At 40.4% G+C, this 22,565-nt stretch carries 9 protein-coding genes and 1 pseudogene; 9 read left to right on the top strand and 1 reads right to left on the bottom strand.

The window, feature by feature from the left end:
• Positions 1–2,602: 2,602 nt before the first annotated feature.
• From HBA_RS01095 to nhaA, 5 genes and pseudogenes are all read left to right on the top strand, one after another.
• A pseudogene (locus tag HBA_RS01095) lies at positions 2,603–3,985 on the top strand (aspartate kinase); the annotation flags it as partial.
• 3,865 nt (positions 3,986–7,850) lie between these two features.
• The gene (gene tal / locus HBA_RS01090; protein ID WP_097032214.1) at positions 7,851–8,804 is read left to right on the top strand and encodes a transaldolase; all 954 of its coding nucleotides are present in this window, start codon (positions 7,851–7,853) and stop codon (positions 8,802–8,804) included.
• A 1,973-nt stretch (positions 8,805–10,777) separates the two neighbouring features.
• Positions 10,778–12,688 carry a molecular chaperone DnaK gene (gene dnaK / locus HBA_RS01085; protein WP_097032213.1) on the top strand — a complete coding sequence of 637 codons (1,911 nt, stop codon included), beginning with the start codon at positions 10,778–10,780 and terminating at the stop codon, positions 12,686–12,688.
• 117 nt (positions 12,689–12,805) lie between these two features.
• Positions 12,806–13,921, top strand: coding sequence for a molecular chaperone DnaJ (gene dnaJ, locus HBA_RS01080; protein ID WP_097032212.1), 1,116 nt, complete (start codon positions 12,806–12,808; stop codon positions 13,919–13,921).
• 124 nt (positions 13,922–14,045) lie between these two features.
• The gene (nhaA, locus tag HBA_RS01075; RefSeq protein WP_097032211.1) at positions 14,046–15,245 is read left to right on the top strand and encodes a Na+/H+ antiporter NhaA; all 1,200 of its coding nucleotides are present in this window, start codon (positions 14,046–14,048) and stop codon (positions 15,243–15,245) included.
• A gap of 147 nt (positions 15,246–15,392) precedes the next feature.
• Here nhaA and rpsT read toward each other — a convergent pair whose 3' ends face one another.
• Entirely contained in the window at positions 15,393–15,656 is a 264-nt protein-coding gene (gene rpsT / locus HBA_RS01070) for a 30S ribosomal protein S20 (protein ID WP_097032210.1), read from the bottom strand.
• A 580-nt stretch (positions 15,657–16,236) separates the two neighbouring features.
• On the opposite strand from rpsT, the gene ribF reads away from it, so the two are divergent.
• The 4 genes from ribF to ispH all read left to right on the top strand — a co-directional run bounded on the left by ribF (position 16,237) and on the right by ispH (position 21,941).
• Entirely contained in the window at positions 16,237–17,178 is a 942-nt protein-coding gene (gene ribF / locus HBA_RS01065; protein WP_097032209.1) for a bifunctional riboflavin kinase/FAD synthetase, read from the top strand.
• A gap of 34 nt (positions 17,179–17,212) precedes the next feature.
• On the top strand, positions 17,213–20,029 hold the full coding sequence (gene ileS / locus HBA_RS01060) for an isoleucine--tRNA ligase (RefSeq protein WP_097032610.1): 2,817 nt from the start codon (positions 17,213–17,215) through the stop codon (positions 20,027–20,029).
• Entirely contained in the window at positions 20,029–20,526 is a 498-nt protein-coding gene (lspA, locus tag HBA_RS01055; protein ID WP_097032208.1) for a signal peptidase II, read from the top strand. The genes ileS and lspA overlap by 1 nt, the downstream gene beginning before the upstream one ends.
• A 464-nt stretch (positions 20,527–20,990) precedes the next feature.
• Positions 20,991–21,941 (top strand): 4-hydroxy-3-methylbut-2-enyl diphosphate reductase, encoded by a 951-nt coding sequence (gene ispH / locus HBA_RS01045; protein ID WP_097032206.1) that lies wholly within the window; start codon positions 20,991–20,993, stop codon positions 21,939–21,941.
• Positions 21,942–22,565 lie beyond the last annotated feature (624 nt).

Below are 22,565 nucleotides of genomic sequence, written 5' to 3'. Positions count from 1 at the left end.
AACCAGATCTTTGTATTTTCCTGGGAAACGCGCTCTATTTCAGACAAAGTCAGCAAAATATGCCATTGGCATTCTATTTTTTGTGTCTATACAGAGAGCGTGTTTAGATAAATAATTTCTTACAAACGCGGATAACTATTTATTGAGACTAAAAATAGTCTCAACAAGTCAATATTTAGTAAATACCAGCCATATAGAAATATTTAGGCTAACAAATTTGCAAAATTTATAATTTTATTATTGCCAGTTAATATTAATTGGGCTACAATAAATCACATCGAGATATTGAATAAAAATTCATTCTAATGCGCTCAGCTTTCTACATAGGTATAGCCTCTTAGACAACAAGATTAGTGCTATCGATGCTGGATTAAATTTATTCGTCTCTCATCATAAATCATGATGAAAGTATTTAACAATACCTCAGTGCCCATGATTTGACCTGTTATTCCCCATCTCCTCTATACCGTTAATATCAAAGATGACTAGACTGAATGAAAACAACTTTTAATACAGCAATTTTGTAAAAGCATATTTTACTATGGGCAAAAATTAAAATAACTATCAGTACAGCTGCTGTAGCAGCTTCATATTTCAAATATATACACTATAGCTGATTTTAAAGCGCTTAAAGACAATAATAATTGTCTGATTTTAATCACAAAAAATTTAAATATATTTCCTATTTATAGCAGCTATTGAATAGTGAAAGGTAGAAATAAAAAAATTGTTAAAATATAAGTACATAGTACTTATTGTTTTAAAGCAAATCACATCTATAATTGTCTTATTCAACAAAGTATGTGAGACTAAGACGTCACTATCTCGGATAGGACTATAATCTACAAAATATTCGCTCATAACGGGAATCACTTGAGTGATTAATAGAAGATTTTCTAACTATGCGCGTTAAACATTGGGTACGCTACAGCGTTTATCATCTCGATAATATTTTTATGCTTCTAAATAACTGCAGAAACGATACTATAACCGTGAACGGTAGCTATGATATTAAAGCACAGATCCGGAGTCGATTTTAAAATATTTACGAATGAAACAGATGTTGATAACATCTAAGTTATAGTCGTAAACCAAAATCTGGAGTTTAATCATTGTACTAATAACTCAGTGCAAGATTTCATCCCGTTGATGTTTTCACAAAGATCAGCACAAACAGCATTTTTATACATTGACGCTCATAACCTTTCTGAAGGAGAAAGGTAAGTACAACTAACAGCGATTAATATTAAGCCTGTATACGTTAATCTTGTATATTTATTAATTTCAACTACGTTAAAGCACTGCTTAGATTTGTTATACAAGATAACAAATTACACGCATATAATGCATAACCCGGAGTTAACAACTTAATAAATATAACTATCTACGATAGTTGTATTACAAGTTTGTGAATTTAGTAATGAGTTTAGTAAAACTAAACGATATTAGTATACTTAACTATGTTTGTTAACATTAACTATTATAAAATAAGTATCATACTACTAACCAGTATTACACATAAGTGTAATTAACATCTATATTAATTATATAGGCATCAACTTAAAAATAATTTTGACATATTGCAGGTAATTGACTTTTATTTAGATATAACAATGTTTAGTATCTACATTTTGTTACAAATCATTAATTTTAAATTAAAATAGTTAATTATGCTTTTTGCGTCCTTGACGTGACGCAAAAAAATAAAGTTTAAGTTTTTAACTATTTAACGCAATATATCATGATAAATAAGGTTACTGGCGATGCATGTTTTGCACACCAAACATTATCTCTCATACTAAACACAATAACAACAATATAATTTATCACTCAAGAAAACATTATTTCACTAACATTTATCAAAATAAATTACAGTATTAATGCTACTTAGATAGACAACACAACAACTTAGATAACCAATAATTCACGTACTGTATATATCATTGACTTATGTATTTTAATCTGATAGTGCACTTTAATTGAAATATTATAAACAGCCTCTCAGGTGCTAATTAAGTGAATTGCTATAAAAGCACTAAGCTTGTAAAAGTAATAGTGATAATTGTTCGTACACTACCAGTAATTTTCATGCGCCACAACATCTTAAAAAAAACGAAATTACTAAGTAAGCTAATCATGGCTTAACGAATTGACTGCGTACGGTGTACTCAAACCTGAGTTACAATATACGTTCCTCACAGTGAGGATATAGTTAAAAACTAACGGCAAAAATCTGCCGTAACTTCTACCATAATTGTGATAACAATTAGTATGTAAGTTAAATGCTTGTCGATTATTAATCATTAACAGACGCACAGCCATAAAGTGCGGAAAGATATTAGCCGATTAAGCTTAGGATGTTCCGTTGGCAAGCAAAAGCAGATATTCATTGACTTTACTATCTGATTATTTAACCAATAGGCTATTAATAAAACAAAATTAATAATATCAAACATCATGCATAGCTATTTTAACTATGCCACAATTTTACCAACACTAATACACCAGAGATAACAAAATGCATGACACAAACAGAAATACAGAAAAGATAATACCTTGATAATACTATCTTTCTAAGTTTAAATTAAGGAGATAAGATAAAATGCGAGTACTAAAATTTGGCGGCACCTCCATAGCCAATGCAAAATGCTTTATTCGTGTCGCCGATATACTTGAGAGTAATAGCCGAGCAGGACAGGTGGCGGCAGTATTATCCGCACCAGCCAAAATCACCAATCACATGGCCATGATGATAGAAAGAACGTTAAAAGGCATTGACATCCAATCAAATGTTCTTGATGCCGAACGAATATTTGCCCATTTGTTAGACGAATTGGTTGCCGAGCAGCCAGGGTTTGAGCACTCTATACTGAGTATTAAAGTGGAGCAGGAGTTTGCTCAGCTCAAACAGTTACTGCACGGAATTTCGTTACTAAAATATTGTCCGGATAGCGTTTATGCTGTAATCATCAGTCGCGGCGAGAAACTCTCCATAGCTCTTATGGATGTGCTATTGCGCGCGCGAGGTTTTAACGTAACGGTTATCGACCCGGTAAAAAAACTATTGGCGCAAAGTGGAGGGTATCTGGAATCGACGGTTGATATCGCCGAGTCAACTCGGCGCATTAACGATACTCTGATCCCCGAGGATCATATTATTCTGATGGCTGGCTTTATCGCCGGTAACGAGCGCGGTGAACTGGTGGTACTAGGCCGCAATGGATCTGATTACTCCGCAGCAGTTCTGGCTGCCTGTCTACGCGCAGATTCTTGCGAAATATGGACAGATGTAGATGGTGTTTATACCTGCGATCCCCATCAAGTGCCTGATGCGCGTTTACTAAGTCAGCTTTCCTATCAGGAAGCAATGGAGCTTTCCTACTTTGGTGCAAAAGTTCTCCATCCTCGTACTATCGTACCTATAGCGCAGTTTCAAATTCCATGCCTTATCAAAAATACTACAAATCCTAATGCTCCCGGCACATTAATTGGACCCGTAAGCGGAGAGAAAGGTCATCCAGTAAAAGGCATCACGCATCTGAATAACATGGCGATGATCAACGTTTCTGGCCCGGGAATGAAAGGCATGATCGGCATGGCAGCTAGGGTTTTTGCGGCTATGTCACGTGCCGGTAGTTCCGTGGTGTTAATTACGCAATCCTCGTCGGAGTACAGCATCAGTTTTTGCGTCCCGCAACATGAGTTGGCAGGCGCTAGCCGGGCGCTGGAGGAAGAGTTCCACTTGGAACTAAAAAACGGCCTGTTAGAGCCACTAGATGTAATTTCTCGTCTAGCGATCATTTCAGTGGTCGGCGACGGGATGCGCACGCAGCGTGGTTTGTCTGCCAAACTGTTTACGGCGCTAGCACGAGCTAATATCAACATCATAGCTATTGCCCAAGGATCTTCCGAGCGCTCCATCTCGGTGGTGGTAGACAATCACAGCACCACCACTGGTGTAAGGGTTGCACATCAGATGCTGTTCAAATATTAAACAAAGACATTGATTTTTGTCATCGGCTTCCGCCATGTCATATTGATCGAATCAACTAGCAACATCACACGTAACTAAAGAATAAATATACTGAATTGCAAATATTTAAAATGGTCTATTAGCGCGATCTGCTAACACAATGTTACACGATGTAGATCTAACTAACTAGCAGTGAGGGGGCCATAATCGAGTTACGCGAGCTGTTTAATCTCTGCAGAGCATTAATTCAGCAAGCGCAAAAATAAAGCAATCGACAAATTAGTATATATGCATTTCCTAGTAGAGAGCTTTGATAAGTGACGCCGTATAAACAAATTAATACCGCACGTCCTAATGAATTATTATTCGTAACTGCCTGTTGCATAAGCCTAAAGCCATAAATTTCTTTATGCCAAAAATATTTTTGTTAGCTGTTACGGTTAATCAACCATTTATAAAAGTAATAATAGTTGCAACAAGTTAATCAGGTTTCCTGTAGCCTTTCCAAACTCATTGTGATTTATTTATGATGCACTTTTGATGCAGAGATATACGCGGTGGGTTAACATGCCTTTGACGTAAATCAAAGGATACATTTAACCCGACTAGCGCAACATTTTTCAGATATAAAGGGTGCAAATAAGCTGCCAATTCTATTCCTATCGTGCGAGAAGGGAATCAAGGAGAAAGGAACAGAGGAAAAATATACGCTTAAGTAAACTTACATGGATGTCCAAGCCAGTGCTGTTAGAAAGATTTAAAGCCAATGGCAAAGTATAAATTTTTCTTACAAGTTAACCATATCTTAGTGATAACTTCGACTAAGGCTTTATACATCAGTCATAGCTACTACCTGAAGATCTTTGTGTAAACCTATTATATTTAGCAGCTATCACTAACAACTAAACTAATGCAAGATGTTATTTCCTGACTTTATTGTATCTCTAAAAGTTTACTGTCTTCATCACCTCTAACTGACCTAGTGGTATCTCTGACGTGTAAAGCTAATACTTTTAAGATATAAGCTCATCAGCTTACCGCTGTGCAAGTTGTTGACTAAATTATCTAGCATAGGCTCAGTAATACATGCAGAACAAAAAAGATAAAGATTTTATATTTATATTTCAGCCCGAATACGGCTGATAACATTTATAATGACTGATTAAATTATAAAATATGCAAATCAAAGTAATACAACGAAGGGGCAAAATTCACCCAAACAATTTTACACAAGGCCATGGCAATGACTTTAGTTAGAAGCTCATTTCACATAGATTAACTCGCATCTCACCAGAACTGATATAAACTAGTTGCTACATATAAATATTTTGAGCTAAAGCTCACGTATTTCATAGGACTATATCATAGATAAATTATCGTAGAAGTTGTGTCATAGTGGCCACCTTGAATTTAAAGCTCTGAGTTTAGGATAGGGGATAACCGCGGCGACGAAAGTTTTTTAAAGAAAAAAGAATACATAGGTAGTGATGTTTTTCTCCTATAGTAAAAAGTTTACTTTTTTTTAGAACATTTTGGGCGCACAAGGCATGCAATAGTAACACTAGTGCGTTAAGCAAGGGGTTCTATCCTTAACGGGGGCGGCCCATAATTAGTTTTTGACTCAAAATAGTTAAAACGGCTGCCCGGGGATAACTATTTGCGCAGTTTATCAAAAACTAATCGCTTGCTAGCGCAACCAGCTACTATTTTAATTGATCTCGTAGATATATACTGCGGATAATAAACCATTTTGTTATTGCAGCGCCGACCAGCGGTAAATGGCTGCTAAACTATAACGCAACCGTGCTATCGCATACGATAGAAAGCAACCCTCTTAATCATTGACTACGGGCAAAAGAATTTTTCTTAGCAGAAAAATAAATAACTGTAGACGTTCAGCGACAATTGAACGATATCTTATGGCCAAAACTAAACAGTTTGATTTTTCCTCAGCCCCCGCACACCTAATCAAGTTCAAAGAAATCTGGTATACTATGATTTCGATCGAAGTCTACATTAACTCATCGGCAAATAAAAAAGCAACAGCTTCCAGTATCCGCATACTGCCAAACCAATCAACCTGCTGCGTTAGTTTGAAGAATATTCACGCAGTTAACTTGACGATAAAAAATTTAAAAACAGATAAATACTAACATGGAACACGTGCAAGCACGCAAATTGCATCGATATGTTGATGTTAACAAATTAGTCATCTTGCCGCAAGATTGCGGGGCATTACACTAATCACTTTTTACTAACCGTTTAATAAAAGAATAATGACTGGACAACCAGCCAGTCAATGCTTATCGCATTGTTTCATATGGAAATACTTGTTGTTGAGTTAGCTTGATCAGCATATCACTCGCCTTGTTCTGCAAGCATATAATTAAATTTATCAGGCAACGCGATGCTCAATTAGAGATACAAATAACACCCGGTTAGATGTTTGCTAGGTGATTAACCATTTCCTACCCGCTGGGTTGCATCAAATCTAGGTGGCACAATGAGGCCCTGACTTGTCTTAACAAAATTTAAAGGTAGCACTGTGTAAAATCAAAGCATGCTTAGCTGAAAACTAACAGGCGGATATAGATAAATTTTTGATGTTTAATATCAAACATCGCGTATTAGTTCAGAGTCAACAGCGTTTAATAGGTTTGTAAGCAGGCGGCGTCAAAATTAGCTAATCTATCGATGACAACTATAAATATGTCTAAACGAACTCAAGACAGATATCAGCGCAAGTCTATAAGCCCCCTCCTGCTGGACTAGGCAATAATTTAAGATGTGTATCATGACGAATAATCCGTAAATTATAAGAACACAACCAATACAGCGGTATTGTCAAAAAACAAACATTATAGTATTATGTATCATAATAACTGACGATGGGTTTTAATTATGTAGCTTCAGTAGATTTTTGCAAACTCGGGAGGATGCTGTCGTTAGTTGTTTTCATCGCGGGGAGTCCCGAAGCTGAATTAAAATTCATTCGTAATAACATTTCTGATAATATATAATGGTCGGCAGAATATCTGCCTATGGTACGATCACGATCGTAATTATTAGCTAAATATGGTGAGCAAAACTAGAGTACATTAATCTTGAGAATATATACATCAATGTAATCTCTAAAAATCTTCGATGCAAAAGATAAGTGAGGGTATGCCGAAGATTGCTACACATACAACATGATCGCATTAGTCTACCACGGCACTGAAAAGTAATCATAGTCCGCCAATCAAAAAGGATAATAGTTTCATAATTCAGACCAAGGTAGCCTTGCATTTGCGGCACTATGCGCTGTCCATGCCACATAGTGTTACTTTTCAGACGTTGCGCATTGTGTAAAAGCTTATCCGGAGGGTCTATTACGCAAAGGCGACATAGCTATGCCAATCACCGCCGCTAGTCGTATCTAAAAGATAGAATCGGTTCACGCGGAATAAATGTGCTATAACACACAGCCCATAAAATCATCACAATTGATACAGGAAATAAAAGAGATAATATAACTTATATAATGCCGAAATTACGATGCCACGCATCGCTGAATACCTTAAAGATGGTGATGATATATTGGCGCGCAATATGCGAACTACAATGTAGTATAGTCTACAACAGACAAAGTAATAATTAAATTTATAAAAGGTTTTATACCAATATCATAGCAGTTTTTTATTTTTCTCTTTATTTAACATACCACTGAGTGTTTTAAGGTTGCTTTGCTTATTTTACCTATAATTTAATCGACAGGTAAAACAGATAAAACCTGCAGCCAGCTATTTTACTCTCGAACACTCATGCTATTATACCGGTCCTGTACTGCCATTACCATCCAGTTTAGTTATGTATCTGACAATATGAGACTATTATTATGACGGACAAACTTAGTTCATTGCGTAAAATAACTACCATAGTAGCTGACACGAGCGATATAGCAGCTATAAAACGTTATCATCCGCAAGATGCAACTACCAACCCCTCACTTATCCTTTATGCTGCCCAAATCCCGGAATACCGTATTTATATCGATGACGCCCTATACTGGGCACGCGGCCAAAGCAAAGATAGGGCCGCACAACTAACATACGCCGCCGATCGCCTGGCAGTCAACATCGGCATAGAAATACTGAAACTAATACCTGGCCGTGTATCCACCGAAATTGATGCACGACTTTCCTACGACACTGAGGCCAGCATCGCCAAAGCCAAAATATTGGTTCAACTTTTCAACGATGCCGGTATCAAAAATGAACGTATTTTAATAAAAATGGCCTCGACATGGCAGAGCATTCGCGCCGCCGATCAACTTGAAAAAATAGGGATTAATTGTAACTTGACGTTACTATTTTCGTTTGCCCAAGCGCGAGCATGCGCCGAAGCAGGTGTGTATCTTATATCGCCATTCGTCGGCCGCATTCTCGACTGGCATAAGGCTAACAGAGAACAACAAACATTCATACCTGAGGAAGATCCGGGCGTAGCATCAGTTACTGCTATTTATCGCTATTATAAAGAATACGGTTATAACACCGTTATTATGGGCGCCAGTTTTCGTAACACCGGCCAAATTTTGGCGCTAGCCGGTTGCGATCGGCTCACCATCGCGCCGGCATTGCTGAAAGAACTAGAAAACAGCGAAGGTGATATAGAGCGCAAGCTTTCTTATACAGGTAAGGTCAAATCGCGTCCGGAAAAGTTAACGGAATCAGCATTTCTTTGGCAACATCATCAAGACCCTATGGCAGTAGATAAACTAGCGCAAGGCATCCGAGATTTCGCTGCTGACCAGGAAAAACTAGAAAAAATACTGGACGAATTGCTATAACGCACACTTGCTGACTTGCTCGCTATCAAAGCAAATTAAATAAAAGCTACGTTCTCTGATATGATATTTTTATGGCTACATTAATGTACTTCCGCAAACCTAGTTCTAGGAAGCACATTAATAAAATATGTCAAATCAGTCTGGTATCCATTTCAGGACGTGATTGAAGCAGCGTTATGTTAACTATATGGCCCAGCAATCAATACGTAACTAAAACAGACCCCCTGTAATTAACTTATTCACGCTTTAGATCTCTTGGCACTAAATGAGCGAAACTCGGGGTCTCACTGTTTAATGGCGCCAGATAAATGCAGCGCGAAAAATATCTGCGACATACGAAGTGCAGCATGTATTCGCTAATAATACCTTACTATACAATTTTACAACTGGATGACAACCATCTGGAAACCAAAGCCACCAAAATATAGTAAGTAGTCGACGACTGAACTACTCAACTACAAATTCGTCTAAAGACACAGGATAAATATGACTTATTGTTTAATAGGCACACATTTTATCGCGGCAGAATTAAAGTTAACAAGACATGATATATTTTGACATACTTCCTTACGAGGTATGTAAGTTACATATAACGGCTATCTAAAACATCATAATCGCAAGAAATTATATTCATCATCTTAATTTGATTTATGGTTTGATCATTTATGGTTGCCCTGGCGCAAAAGGTAATTGCTTTTACGATAAATATTTCTGAGTAGTTAAAATTCATTATCGTCACTAACTAAGGCGAGACTCACTTAAGTAAATAAAAGTAGACTTACTTATCTTGTTTTATTAAAATGGCACTGCGAGTAGCAATACGGTTATTATCGATTATAATCACCCTAACCACTAAAATAGCCACCAAGATTCTACCTAGATAATTAGTAGCTATTCTTATATACTTAATTCCCTCTAACCTACTAGCTATTACAACTCTACTTTTCTCGTATGAAACGTTATACGGAATGGTTTTGTATTCATATAAATAAACTGGCTGCTTTCTGTAAGAATTTTACAGTAGTTATCTTGATGGCCAACTATAGCCTCAATAATAAAAGGTAACATGCTAGGAAAGAGCCGTATGCTATTTGCTACACAATTATCACGGTTACGTTTGGTCATCTAGTTTACTACATCGTGTTGATTTATAGGTTAGTTAGATAACCCTACTAAATTCTTTGGCAAACACATAGGCATTGTGTCGTTTGTTATTTTTCCAAAACTACCGATACCGGTCTGCAGCATTTTCTTTTCCCAACAATAGCGCATACGATATATTGCAGTAGCGTAATATAAATAATGATTATATTTACAATGCACAAAACAATATCACGCCGATCTAGTTATCTTGATCCCTGTACTGCGTGTTAACATTGATGAATATCGATCTAAGATTCGCGATAACTAGGAACACGAAGAGCATGTAGCAAAATACAGCATAATTATCAAGTCAGTGATATAAAGTTAGGTTGCAATTATATTTAACTACGGGAAGACAAGTTGCTTGATTTAATTAAATCAAGCAGAAGTAGCCAACAACTATAGCTGCGACGAATAATAATGCCTAACATTAAGAATTCACCGTTGGCGGAGGGGCAAAACTATAATGTGGATAGCCGTGCTTAAAAACCTATTGCGGCAAAGTTTAGCGCTATGACACAACATACATGCGTCAAAAATTTACATTCTGCTGTCATCAGCATGACAGTTATCCTTATCAATTTAATATTATATAGTATATTACAAATAATATTATGCGTAAATGTATCAAAAAATTAAACACGCAAAGTATATATCGCAGATTTTTTTTTATTACCCCCTTGATGCAGGGCAGTGTGACCCCATCTTATTTGCATCTGATGTTGTTGAAACTGGGAATAATTAGGCGGCGCAAACTTAAAAAGTTTTTTTTCGGCCGCATATCAGGGTCACAACCACAACAAAATTAAACTTTTAGTGGAGATGTTTAGATGGGAAAAATCATTGGTATCGACTTGGGTACGACCAATTCCTGCATTGCAATTATTGAAAACAGCAAAGTTCGTGTAATTGAAAACAGTGAAGGCGATCGTACGACTCCTTCCATTATTGCTTATACGCAGGATGGTGAAATTCTGGTTGGCCAACCGGCTAAACGTCAGTCTATTACTAACCCGCAAAATACATTATTCGCTATCAAGCGGCTAATCGGTCGGCGGTTCCAGGATAAAGAAGTACAGCGTGATGTCAGCATCATGCCGTACAAAATCATCTCAGCAAACAACGGTGACGCCTGGCTAGAAATCAAAGGTCAGAAAATGGCACCGCCGCAGATTTCCGCTGAAATCTTGAAGAAAATGAAAAAAACTGCAGAAGATTATCTCAGTCAACCGGTAACTGAAGCGGTTATTACCGTGCCAGCTTATTTTAATGATATGCAGCGCCAAGCGACCAAAGACGCGGGACGAATTGCCGGTCTTGATGTTAAACGTATCATCAACGAACCGACCGCAGCCGCTCTGGCGTATGGTTTAGATAAAGAAACCGGAAATCGAACCATAGCGGTTTACGATCTGGGAGGTGGTACGTTCGATATCTCGATTATCGAAATAGACGATGTAGATGGCGAAAAAACTTTTGAAGTGCTAGCGACCAACGGAGATACCCATCTGGGTGGTGAGGATTTTGACAGTCGCCTGATCAACTATCTTGTAGATGAATTCAAGAAAGATCAAGGTATCGATTTGCGTAACGATCCACTAGCGATGCAGCGCCTGAAAGAAGCCGCTGAAAAAGCTAAGATCGAATTATCCTCTGCGCAACAGACCGACGTCAATCTGCCGTACATCACGGCCGACAGCTCTGGTCCGAAACATATGAACCTAAAAGTGACCCGTGCTAAACTGGAATCATTAGTAGAAGAGTTAGTAAATCGCACTCTTGACCCGCTAAAAGTAGCACTCAAGGATGCGGGATTGTCTATTTCGGACATAAAAGATGTTATCCTGGTAGGTGGGCAGAGTCGTATGCCGCTTGTGCAAAAGAAAGTAACCGAATTCTTTGGCAAAGAACCGCGCAAAGACGTTAACCCAGACGAAGCGGTTGCCATAGGTGCCGCAGTTCAGGCTGGAGTACTGGCTGGTGACGTGAAAGACGTACTACTACTGGACGTAACCCCACTATCGTTGGGTATTGAAACCATGGGTGGAGTGATGACGCCGTTGATTGCTAAAAACACTACTATCCCGACCAAGCACAGTCAGATCTTCTCAACTGCAGAAGACAACCAGTCAGCCGTTACTATTCATGTTCTGCAAGGTGAACGTAAACGTGCCAGCGATAACAAATCACTGGGTCAATTCAACTTGGACGGCATTGCTCCAGCCATGCGCGGCACACCACAAATTGAAGTGACGTTCGATATCGACGCCGACGGTATTCTACATGTCTCCGCCAAGGACAAGCACAGTGGCCACGAACAAAAAATTACTATCAAAGCTTCTTCTGGTCTGAAAGAAGAAGAAATTCAGAAGATGGTACAGGAAGCTGAAGCCAATGCCGAATCCGACCGCAAGTTTGAAGAATTAGTGCAAACTCGTAACCATGCCGATCATATGCTACATAGTACTCGAAAACAACTAGAAGAGGCGGGCGAAAACTTGCCGATGGACGACAAAAGTGTTATCGAAGAAGCAATAAAAAATCTGGACAACGCGCTAAAAGGCGAAGATAAAACTGATATAGAAGCGAAAATGAAGACGCTGATTCAGGTTTCAGAAAAACTTATAGACGTAATTCAGAAAAAGTCTCAAGCAGCAAGCGAAAATAGTACGAATGGCAGCACTAAAACAGAAGACAATGTTGTTGATGCCGAGTTTGAAGAAGTAAAAGAAAAAAAATAATCGCCCCCTGCGTAAAGCACAGCAACAGTGGACATAGTTCACTGCCTGGCAAAAAGCACGGACGTCAATTTCTATACTCTACGTCCGTGCAAGCATATTGAGGGAGGAAAAACGACGATGGCGAAATCAGACTACTACGAGATTTTAGGTGTTTCCCGAAACGCGGAAGAGCTTGAAATCAAAAAAGCCTATAAACGCCTGGCAATGAAATTCCACCCGGATCGCAACCCAGGTAATACCGAAGCTGAAGCAAAATTTAAAGAGATTAAAGAAGCCTATGAAGTGCTGACCGACCCGCAAAAGCGCGCCGCCTACGAACAATATGGTCATGCAGCTTTTGAACAAGGAGCCGGAGCAAGCGGGGCAGATTTTAGTGATATTTTTGGTGATGTTTTTGGCGATATCTTTGGTGGTGGCCGGCGGCATAGCTCCCAAAAAGGCGCGGATTTACGCTATACCATGGAACTTTCCCTGGAGGAGGCCGTAAGGGGTGTAACTCGCGAAATCCGTATCCCGATACGGGAAGAATGCGTTGTTTGCCACGGCAGTGGCGCAAAACCTGGCACATCAGCAATGAACTGTCCTACTTGCCACGGACAAGGCCAAGTACAAATGCGACAGGGTTTCTTCACCGTACAGCAAACATGTCCTAATTGTCAAGGACAAGGCAAAATAATAAAAGATTCTTGCGCTAAGTGTCATGGCCACGGCCGGGTAAATAAATCTAAGACGCTGTCGGTAAAGATTCCGGCCGGAGTGAATATAGGCGATCGCATCCGTTTAACGGGAGAGGGAGACACTGGCTCTCATGGAGCTCCTGCGGGGGATCTTTACGTACAAGTCCAAGTGCGTAAACATCCTATTTTTGAACGTGAAGAAAACAATCTTTACTGTGAAGTGCCAATCAACTTTGCCATGGCGGCTCTAGGTGGCGAGATCGAAGTGCCAACTCTTAATGGCCGTGTCAAATTGAAAGTACCAGCTGAAACACAAACCGGTAAATTATTCCGTATGCGCGGCAAAGGAGTGAAATCCGTGCGCGGTGGATCACAAGGCGATTTGCTGTGCCGGGTAGTAGTGGAAACGCCCGTTAAACTAAATGAGCGTCAGAAACAACTGCTGCGAGATCTGGAGACAAGCTTGGGTGGACCGAGCGGTGCTCAGAACAGTCCGCGTTCGAAAAGCTTTATCGACGGCGTGAAAAATTTTTTTGACGATTTAACCCGAGGATAAAACCTAGAATTCCACGGCAAAATGCCTATAGTTTTTGTGACCACAAGTGTAAGGGTAGTTATGTATCTGCCCCGTGCCACCACCTATAGAATAAACTCGCTTTCTGCCAAAATTTAGGAACATTATGTTCACTTCGTCTTTTCGCTGCATGGTTACCAACCCGACTTTCGGCTGCCTATTGCTTTTCGGTGCCGCACTTGCCGCTCTCATTATGGCTAATACCGGTACCAGTGCGCTATATGAAAGTATCATTAATTTTCCTATACACACCGGTAGCCTCCAATCTTCGCATATGACAGTCCAATCAATCGTTAACGATGGCTTGATGGCGTTATTTTTTTTGTCTGTTGGTTTAGAAGTAAAATATGAACTGCTAAAGGGTGCACTCAATAGCCGATCCCGGGCATCCTTTCCTACAATTGCCGCACTTGGGGGTATGGTAGCGCCTGCAATTATTTATAGTCTAATTACGGGCAGCACGCCTTTATTGCGTGCTGGATGGGCAATTCCAACCGCCACCGATATCGCCTTTGCCGGCGGTGTATTGAAATTGCTGGGCAAAAGAGTGTCAACTAGCCTAAAAGCTTTTCTGCTAGCACTAGCGATCATTGATGATTTAATAGCAACATTAATTATCGCACTATGCTATAACAGCACGCTTAATCTTCGGGTACTAGCTGCTGCTGGCGTAATCATCGGAATGATGACGCTGATGAATAGAGCTAACGTCAGATCTATCGCACTTTACCTGCTACTTGGAACAGCACTTTGGGGTTGTATCCTACTTTCTGGCATACATGCGACACTCTCCGGCGTAATAGTGGGAGGGCTTATACCTCTCACACTACCAGTAACCGACGTATCGCCAGCGCGTACTCTGAATCGCCGGCTACAATCATGGGTAGCGTATTTAATTTTGCCTCTATTTGCTTTCACCAATGCTGGCATCTCGCTGCAAAGCGTGGGTCAGGAGCATTGGTTCTCACTTTTACCATGGGGGATCATCACTAGTTTGGTAATCGGAAAACCGATGGGGATAATACTGTTTACCGCTGTAGCGATAAAACTCAAACTAGCCAAACTGCCTGATGACACTGCGTTTCGCCACATTGCAGCAGTTGCGATGCTGTGTGGTATCGGTTTCACGATGTCGATCTTTATCGCAAACCTGACATTCGGAAAATCCGAAACTATCGCCTGCGTGTTAGCAAAGGCGGGAATTTTACTAGGGTCAGTGACTGCGGCGCTTTTGGGTTATATAACACTGCGACTTACACTGCCTCCTCTAAGGGTATCTAACGCAACAGGCAATACACGAACCTAACTCCTTTACTTTCTGATGAGGAACAGATTAATCAATTACTAAGTCAATGCGTAGCAACATAGAAAAGCAATCGTGCTTTTGTTACGTTTATTAGTTAGTAACTATAACAATGTATAATATTTAATACATATCTATATGTTACTATAATTAGTGCATGCCATGAATTTGTGCGATCAAATTTGATTTATAACGCGCTGCTTTATTTTTGTGGATTAACCCTTTGCTGGCTTGACGGTCAACAATCGGTTGCATGGCATAAAAAGCATGCTGCGCAGCTGCTTTATCACCAGCGGCTATAGACACCAAAACCTTCTTCACAAAAGTGCGCATCATGGAACGACGACTTGCATTATGCTGCCGCTTTTTTTCAGCCTGAACAGCGCGTTTTTTAGCTGATTTTATATTAGCCACGGTCAAACCCCAAACATATTTTATAAGATAAATTGCCAACCAGATCAATATGCTTGTTTAGTTCTTTTTTGTCAAAAGATTTATGCAAAGGCTCTAAACTCTGTTTAGATTACGACGTATATCGTAATTGCAATAATGAGTTAGCAATAAATCTATCAGTGTAAATTTTCTTGGTAATTGCAGATTAAATACAGTATTGCATGCAATGCGCCATGCAAACAATAGGTTAAAGCAGCGGGCGTAACCTCAATAGTCAACCCGCGCATAAAGAAAGCACTGAAACAGCTTGCTAACGGAAACATTATGTTACGTTGTTCGAGTATCGTTAGGGATAAATACATATCACCAAGGCATTTTATTAATTAAATAATCGTGAGATGCTTCTGATCAAAACAAACAACGCGAGGGGCGTTAGCCGGCGCTTTGTGGCAGAAACACCTAAAATAATAATAAAGCAAGGAGTTAAATACACACAAGACCTTCTCTCTATAATAACGTTAAAGATCAGAATTGCGGTTAACCTTATCCGTGATACACGTTATTATTTACTAATTTCTACTACAGGTATTTTGACCCTACTATGGAGCTTATTCGCGGTATACACAATTTACGGCCACGTCACCATGGGTGCGTACTGACTATCGGCAATTTCGACGGCTTTCACCGCGGACACCAGGCGCTTATAGCAAAATTAAAAACCGAGGGCAGCCTTCGATGTCTGCCAGTTATGGTGATGATATTTGAACCTCAACCACAGGAATATTTTGCCAGCGATAGCGCGCCGGCGCGGTTAACCCCTCTACGAGATAAAATAAAATATTTTAAGGCTGCCGGCGTGAACACGATAATATGTATCACATTCAACAAACGGTTTGCGGCGATCAGTGCTTGCGATTTCATAACAGATCTGTTGGTACAAAAACTAGGTGTACGTCTCATCAGCATCGGAGACGACTTTCGTTTTGGTGCTCAACGACTGGGAAGTTACGCCCTACTCCAGCAAGCAGGAAAAGCCGCTGGATTTGAGGTGATTAGCACTGTAACTTATACAGAGAAGGGGCGGCGTATCAGCAGCACTGCCGTGCGTGAGGCGCTGAAGCATGATCGTTTAATGGAGGCAGAAATGCTAATGGGACATACTTATCGCCTTTCAGGTCGCGTAGTACATGGCGATGCTATGGGTAGGTCTATTGGTTTCCCAACTGCCAACGTGTCATTAAAGAGTCGAGCTGCGCCAATACACGGCGTGTATGCCGTAGAAGTTTATTCTATCTGTTTAGCTAGCCAGCCGCTTCCTGGTGTGGCAAATATCGGCACTCGTCCCACAGTTGACGGTTTGCGTCAGAGACTGGAAGTGCATTTGATGGATGTGGTCATAAATTTATACGGTAGCCATATCGAGGTAGTAATACGCGAGAAATTGCGCAATGAAAAACGGTTTAAATCGCTAGACGACTTAAAGCGACAAATAGCAAATGATGTGATGCATGCTCGCGACTATTTTGGGCTCGCGATATTTTAATTATGCTCCAAATAACAACGGAATTGATCATCAAATGACTGATTACAAAAACACTCTGAATTTGCCAAATACAAAATTTCCCATGCGTGGCGATTTAGCTAAACGTGAACCGAGCATCCTCAAGCGCTGGATTGAACAGGATCTGTACGGGATAATTCGTCAAGCTAGAAAAGGAAAAAAAAAGTTTTTTTTGCATGATGGTCCTCCGTATGCAAACGGCAGCATTCACATAGGTCACGCAATCAATAAAATACTTAAAGATATTATTATAAAATACAAAGGATTAATGGGGTATGATTCACCTTATATCCCTGGTTGGGATTGCCATGGCCTGCCGATTGAGTTAAAAGTAGAGGAACTTATGGGCAAGCCGGGCAAGAAAGTCAGCTCCGCAGAATTCCGCCGCGCCTGTCGTCGTTATGCCGCCGAACAGGTAGAAGAACAAAAAAAAGATTTCATGCGGTTAGGAGTGATCGGCGACTGGGAACATCCGTACCTAACGATGAACTTCACGACCGAAGCTAATATTATTCGAGCCCTCGGCAAGATTATCAGCAATGGCCACCTGTATAAAGGAGCTAAGCCGGTACATTGGTGCATAGACTGCTGTTCCACAATAGCAGAGAACGAAGTTGAATACTACGACAGAACTTCACCAAACATCGATGTAACTTTCTCGGCAACAGATACCAGTGCAGTCGCTGACAAGTTTGGCGTCACTAATTTTACCGGTAAAATTTCACTTGTAATCTGGACTACCACACCTTGGACCTTGCCAGCTAATCGCGCCATCGCCGTCCACCCCAACTTCGACTATCAGTTAGTTGAAGTCAACAAGCAAGGGTACATTTTAGTAGCTGACCTCGTAGACAGCGTGATGGAGCGCTCCTGCATCACGCACTGGACGGTAATCGGTAACGCAAAAGGAAGTGCGCTAGAGCTACTTCTGTTCCGTCATTCCTTAATGGGGTTCGATGTTCCCGCTGTTTTGGACAAGCATGTGACGCTTAACGCGGGTACCGGCGCAGTACATATTGCACCTGGACACGGACCAAACGATTATTTTATCGGTCAAAAATATAGCTTAGAGGTTACCAACTTAGTCGGTCCAGACGGTTGCTATCTACCTGGCATACTGCCGATGCTTAACGGTCTGCAGGTATTTAAGGCGAATGACGTAATCATTGACCTTTTGCGCGAAAGCGGTTCACTTCTGCACGTAGACAAAATACAGCATAGCTATCCACACTGCTGGCGGCATAAAACACCGACTATCTTTCGTACAACTCCGCAGTGGTTTGTCAGTATGACACAGCGCAATCTGCGTAAACAGTCACTAGCAGAAATCAAAAAAGTAAATTGGATTCCCAGTTGGGGGAAATGTCGAATAGAAAGCATGGTAGATAACCGACCCGACTGGTGCATTTCACGTCAGCGTATTTGGGGTGTACCGATGGCACTGTTCGTTCATAAAGAAACTGATGCGCTACATCCACGCACCATTGAACTGATGGAAACTGTGGCACGACGAGTTGAGCAAAACGGCATCCAGGCTTGGTGGGATTTAGATCCGAATGATATTCTGGGTGACGATGTTGCCTATTATTACAAGGTATTAGATACCCTAGACGTCTGGTTTGATTCTGGCTCTACCCACTCTTCTGTGGTATCAGTGCGTCCGGAATTTGAAGGCCACGCACCAGATATGTATCTGGAAGGATCAGACCAGCATCGCGGCTGGTTTATGTCATCGCTGATGATATCTACTGCCATACAAAGCAAGGCTCCCTATAGGGAAGTGCTCACCCACGGTTTTACCGTCGACGGTCAGGGTCGTAAAATGTCTAAATCAATGGGCAACGTAGTCAGTCCACAACAGGTTGTAGATAACTTGGGGGCGGATATTTTGCGTTTGTGGGTTGCCTCGACCGATTATACTGGGGATATGACAGTATCTGATGAGATCCTCTCGCAATCAGCTGACGCATATCGGCGTATACGTAATACTGCACGTTTCCTGCTAGCTAATTTAAATGGTTTTAATCCGGCGTGCCACATCGTAAGTCCGGAAAACATGGTCGTATTAGATCGTTGGGCCGTAGGAAGAGCGCAATCAACGCAAACAAAAATCATCGCCGCATACGATACCTATGATTTTCATAATGTTGTACAGTGCATGATGCAGTTCTGTACTGTCGAGATGAGTTCTTTTTACCTAAATATTATCAAAGATTGTCAATATACCGCCAAAAAAGATAGTATTGCACGCCGCAGCTGTCAAACAGCATTATATCACATTATTGAGGCCCTAGTGCGCTGGATGGCACCTATTTTATCATTTACAGCCGATGAAATTTGGGGCTTCATTCCCGGTGAGCGAGCACAATATATTTTTACCGAAGAGTGGTATAACGGCCTTTTTGGGCTAGATCCAGACCAACCGTTAAATGATGCTTATTGGCAAATCCTACTGCAACTGCGCAGCGAAACTAACAAAATTATCGAGCGTGAGCGAGCTAAAAAAGGTATTGGTAGTTCTCTTGAAGTACATATAACGCTTTACGCTGAGCCGACACTTGCCACTTTGCTGCGCGAATTGGGCGATGAACTTTACTTTGCGCTATTAACTTCAAGTGCGGTAGTAGCTGATTATGCCGACGCTAGCGATGACGCAATTCAGTGTGAAGGACTTCAAGGATTAAAGATTTCCTTGGCAAAAGCTAAGGGAAAAAAATGCCCACGCTGCTGGCATTATGAGATGGATATCGGTAATCATGCTCACTATCCAGAAATCTGTGGTCGTTGTGTCATAAATGTAGCCGGGCAAGGCAAAAAGCGTAAGTTTGTTTGATGAATAAAAAAATAATGTCTACGGGACTATTCTGGCTTTGGCTTACACTGGTAGTTCTAGCACTAGATATCGGCAGCAAACAGTTGGTTATAAAATTTTTCTGGCTTGGCGAGTCAGTGCCGGTTATTCCCTTCATGAATTTTACATATGTGCATAATGCAGGTGGCATCTTTAGTTTATTAGCAAATGAGGGAGGATGGCAACGCTGGGCGTTCTCTGCCAGCACGGTAATTATCGTGCTGGTATTACTAGCCATAATGTATCATTCGGACAAACAAAAAAACCTGCCTAACACAACCTACGCGACGATTATCGGAGGGGCGTTGGGCAATCTATTCGACCGAATAGTGCACGGTGTAGTAATAGATTTTATTGATTTACATATTGGAGATTGGCACTGGCCCACATTTAATATTGCGGATGCCGGTATTTGTATTAGCACCATACTGATTATGCTAGATGAATTTTGCGGTCTAACTGCTAAGCAGAAAAGGTAACATACTGCTCAATCACGTTTCATTGCTAGACAAACGCGATGTGATTATAATTGTGAGTTTAACCCCTCTGAAAACCAGTTGATCGATGAAATCGAGAGAAAGAAAAAATGATGCTTTTTGGCTCGGCGCAGTCGATTATTTACCAAGTTGCAGCATAAGTGATAAAACTTGGCAATACAGAGCAGACAAATGCTAGCTTCTAGCTATCATTAAATAGTCAATACTTGTCTTATTAGACATCATACATTTTATTTGCCCAGAAATTTTATTAAGCTTAACGTGCAATACTTGATTACCACAATATGGTTTGATGGTATCAACGACAGCGTAACTGCCAGATATTATTAGGTTATTGGCTAAAACCTCAACTATATCAACATAAATTTCTAGCATATTATCTCTGATAAAGTAGTGTCGTTCGACATTTAAGAACTAGCAACTTGACCAAAATTGGAGACCGACCAATGCACATACTACTAGCTAATCCACGCGGCTTTTGCGCCGGAGTTGACCGGGCAATTAGTATGGTTGAGAGCGCGCTAGAAATATATGGAGCACCAATCTATGTACGTCATGAAATTGTACATAATTACTACGTAGTCGATACATTGCGCCATCGAGGGGTAATTTTTGTTGAGCAAATCGATGAAGTACCTGATAAATCAATTCTCATTTTCTCTGCCCACGGAATTTCCCAGGCAGGGCGGGAAAAGGCACGTCACCGTGATTTAATTGTGTTTGACGCTACCTGCCCGCTGGTAACTAAAGTTCATATGGAAGTCGCGCGAGCTAGCAGAAGAGGGGCTGAAGCAATTCTCATTGGCCATATCGGTCATCCTGAAGTGGAAAGCACCATGGGGCAATACAACAACCCTAACGGGGGTATATATCTGGTGGAATCTCCGAAGGATGTTTGGCGTCTTAAAGTAAAAAATGCTGATAATCTATGTTTTATGACCCAAACCACATTGTCAGTGGATGACACTGCTGATGTGATTAACGCACTACGCGAGCGATTTGCCACAATTGTTGGACCGCGAAAAAACGATATTTGTTACGCTACTACGAATCGTCAAGAAGCTGTACAAAGTCTAGCATCTCATGCTAATATGGTACTCGTAGTAGGCTCAAAAAACTCTTCAAACTCTAATCGATTAGCTGAACTGGCACAGAAGGTAGGTAAACCAGCTTACCTCATTGATAAAGCTAGCGATATTAAGGAAAAATGGCTGCTAGGAATGCGAATTATCGGCGTAACTGCCGGAGCCTCAGCACCAGATATACTAGTACAACAGGTCATCAAACGCCTATATTTTTTCGGTGCTAAAGGAGTTGAAGAACTTATTGGCCGAGATGAAAACATAGTCTTTGAGGTACCGAAAGAACTGCGAATCATAGTAAAAACGGTAAAATAATTTCATTGTTGCATTTTGCCCCTACGGGTTATAGCAACACCTTGAACTAAATCATAAGTCGATTTAATCGAAGGTTAACCTAACGCAAATAATGATATGAATGCAAGTGCAGCAAAACAAACGAACGGACTCAACGATTACTTATACGTATAAAGATAATATTTTTGTATCTGAAAATGTCAAAAACACAAAACTGCGTCTACAAAAATAAAAGCAACATATGTTCAGTTTAAGTTAGCGTAGTTAAGCGTAATTGTGCCTTGATATATGCACAACGGTAGCCGTTGCTAGACAAACATTAGCTACAGCAGGGAGTTCATTACATTTTCTTTGTAACTAACCATTAACCTAGAGGTCGTAACACTTTCGATAAAGTAGCTGTCAATCCACTGCAAATAACTTAATTATTGGCTAAACTGCTAGGCTTTATCAGCAATCCAGACGAAATCTCATGCTAAACAAGCGCATTAAAATGGTTACTGCAGTTATTATGTTGGTTAGCCGTCAGTTTACCGAGGCGAGATAATGATTGCTTACAAATGGATTTAACTTTGCTAGTACTAATGATAATTGATCTATATAAGTCTTATTAAGACAAATCACGGTTTAATTAGGAATAGTGCA

The sequence above is a fragment of the Sodalis endosymbiont of Henestaris halophilus genome (genome assembly GCF_900161835.1).
In the GTDB taxonomy this organism is placed as follows: Bacteria; Pseudomonadota; Gammaproteobacteria; order Enterobacterales; family Enterobacteriaceae.
Note: the sequence above shows the minus strand (reverse complement) of the source record. Positions and strands in the feature narration are given on the sequence as shown.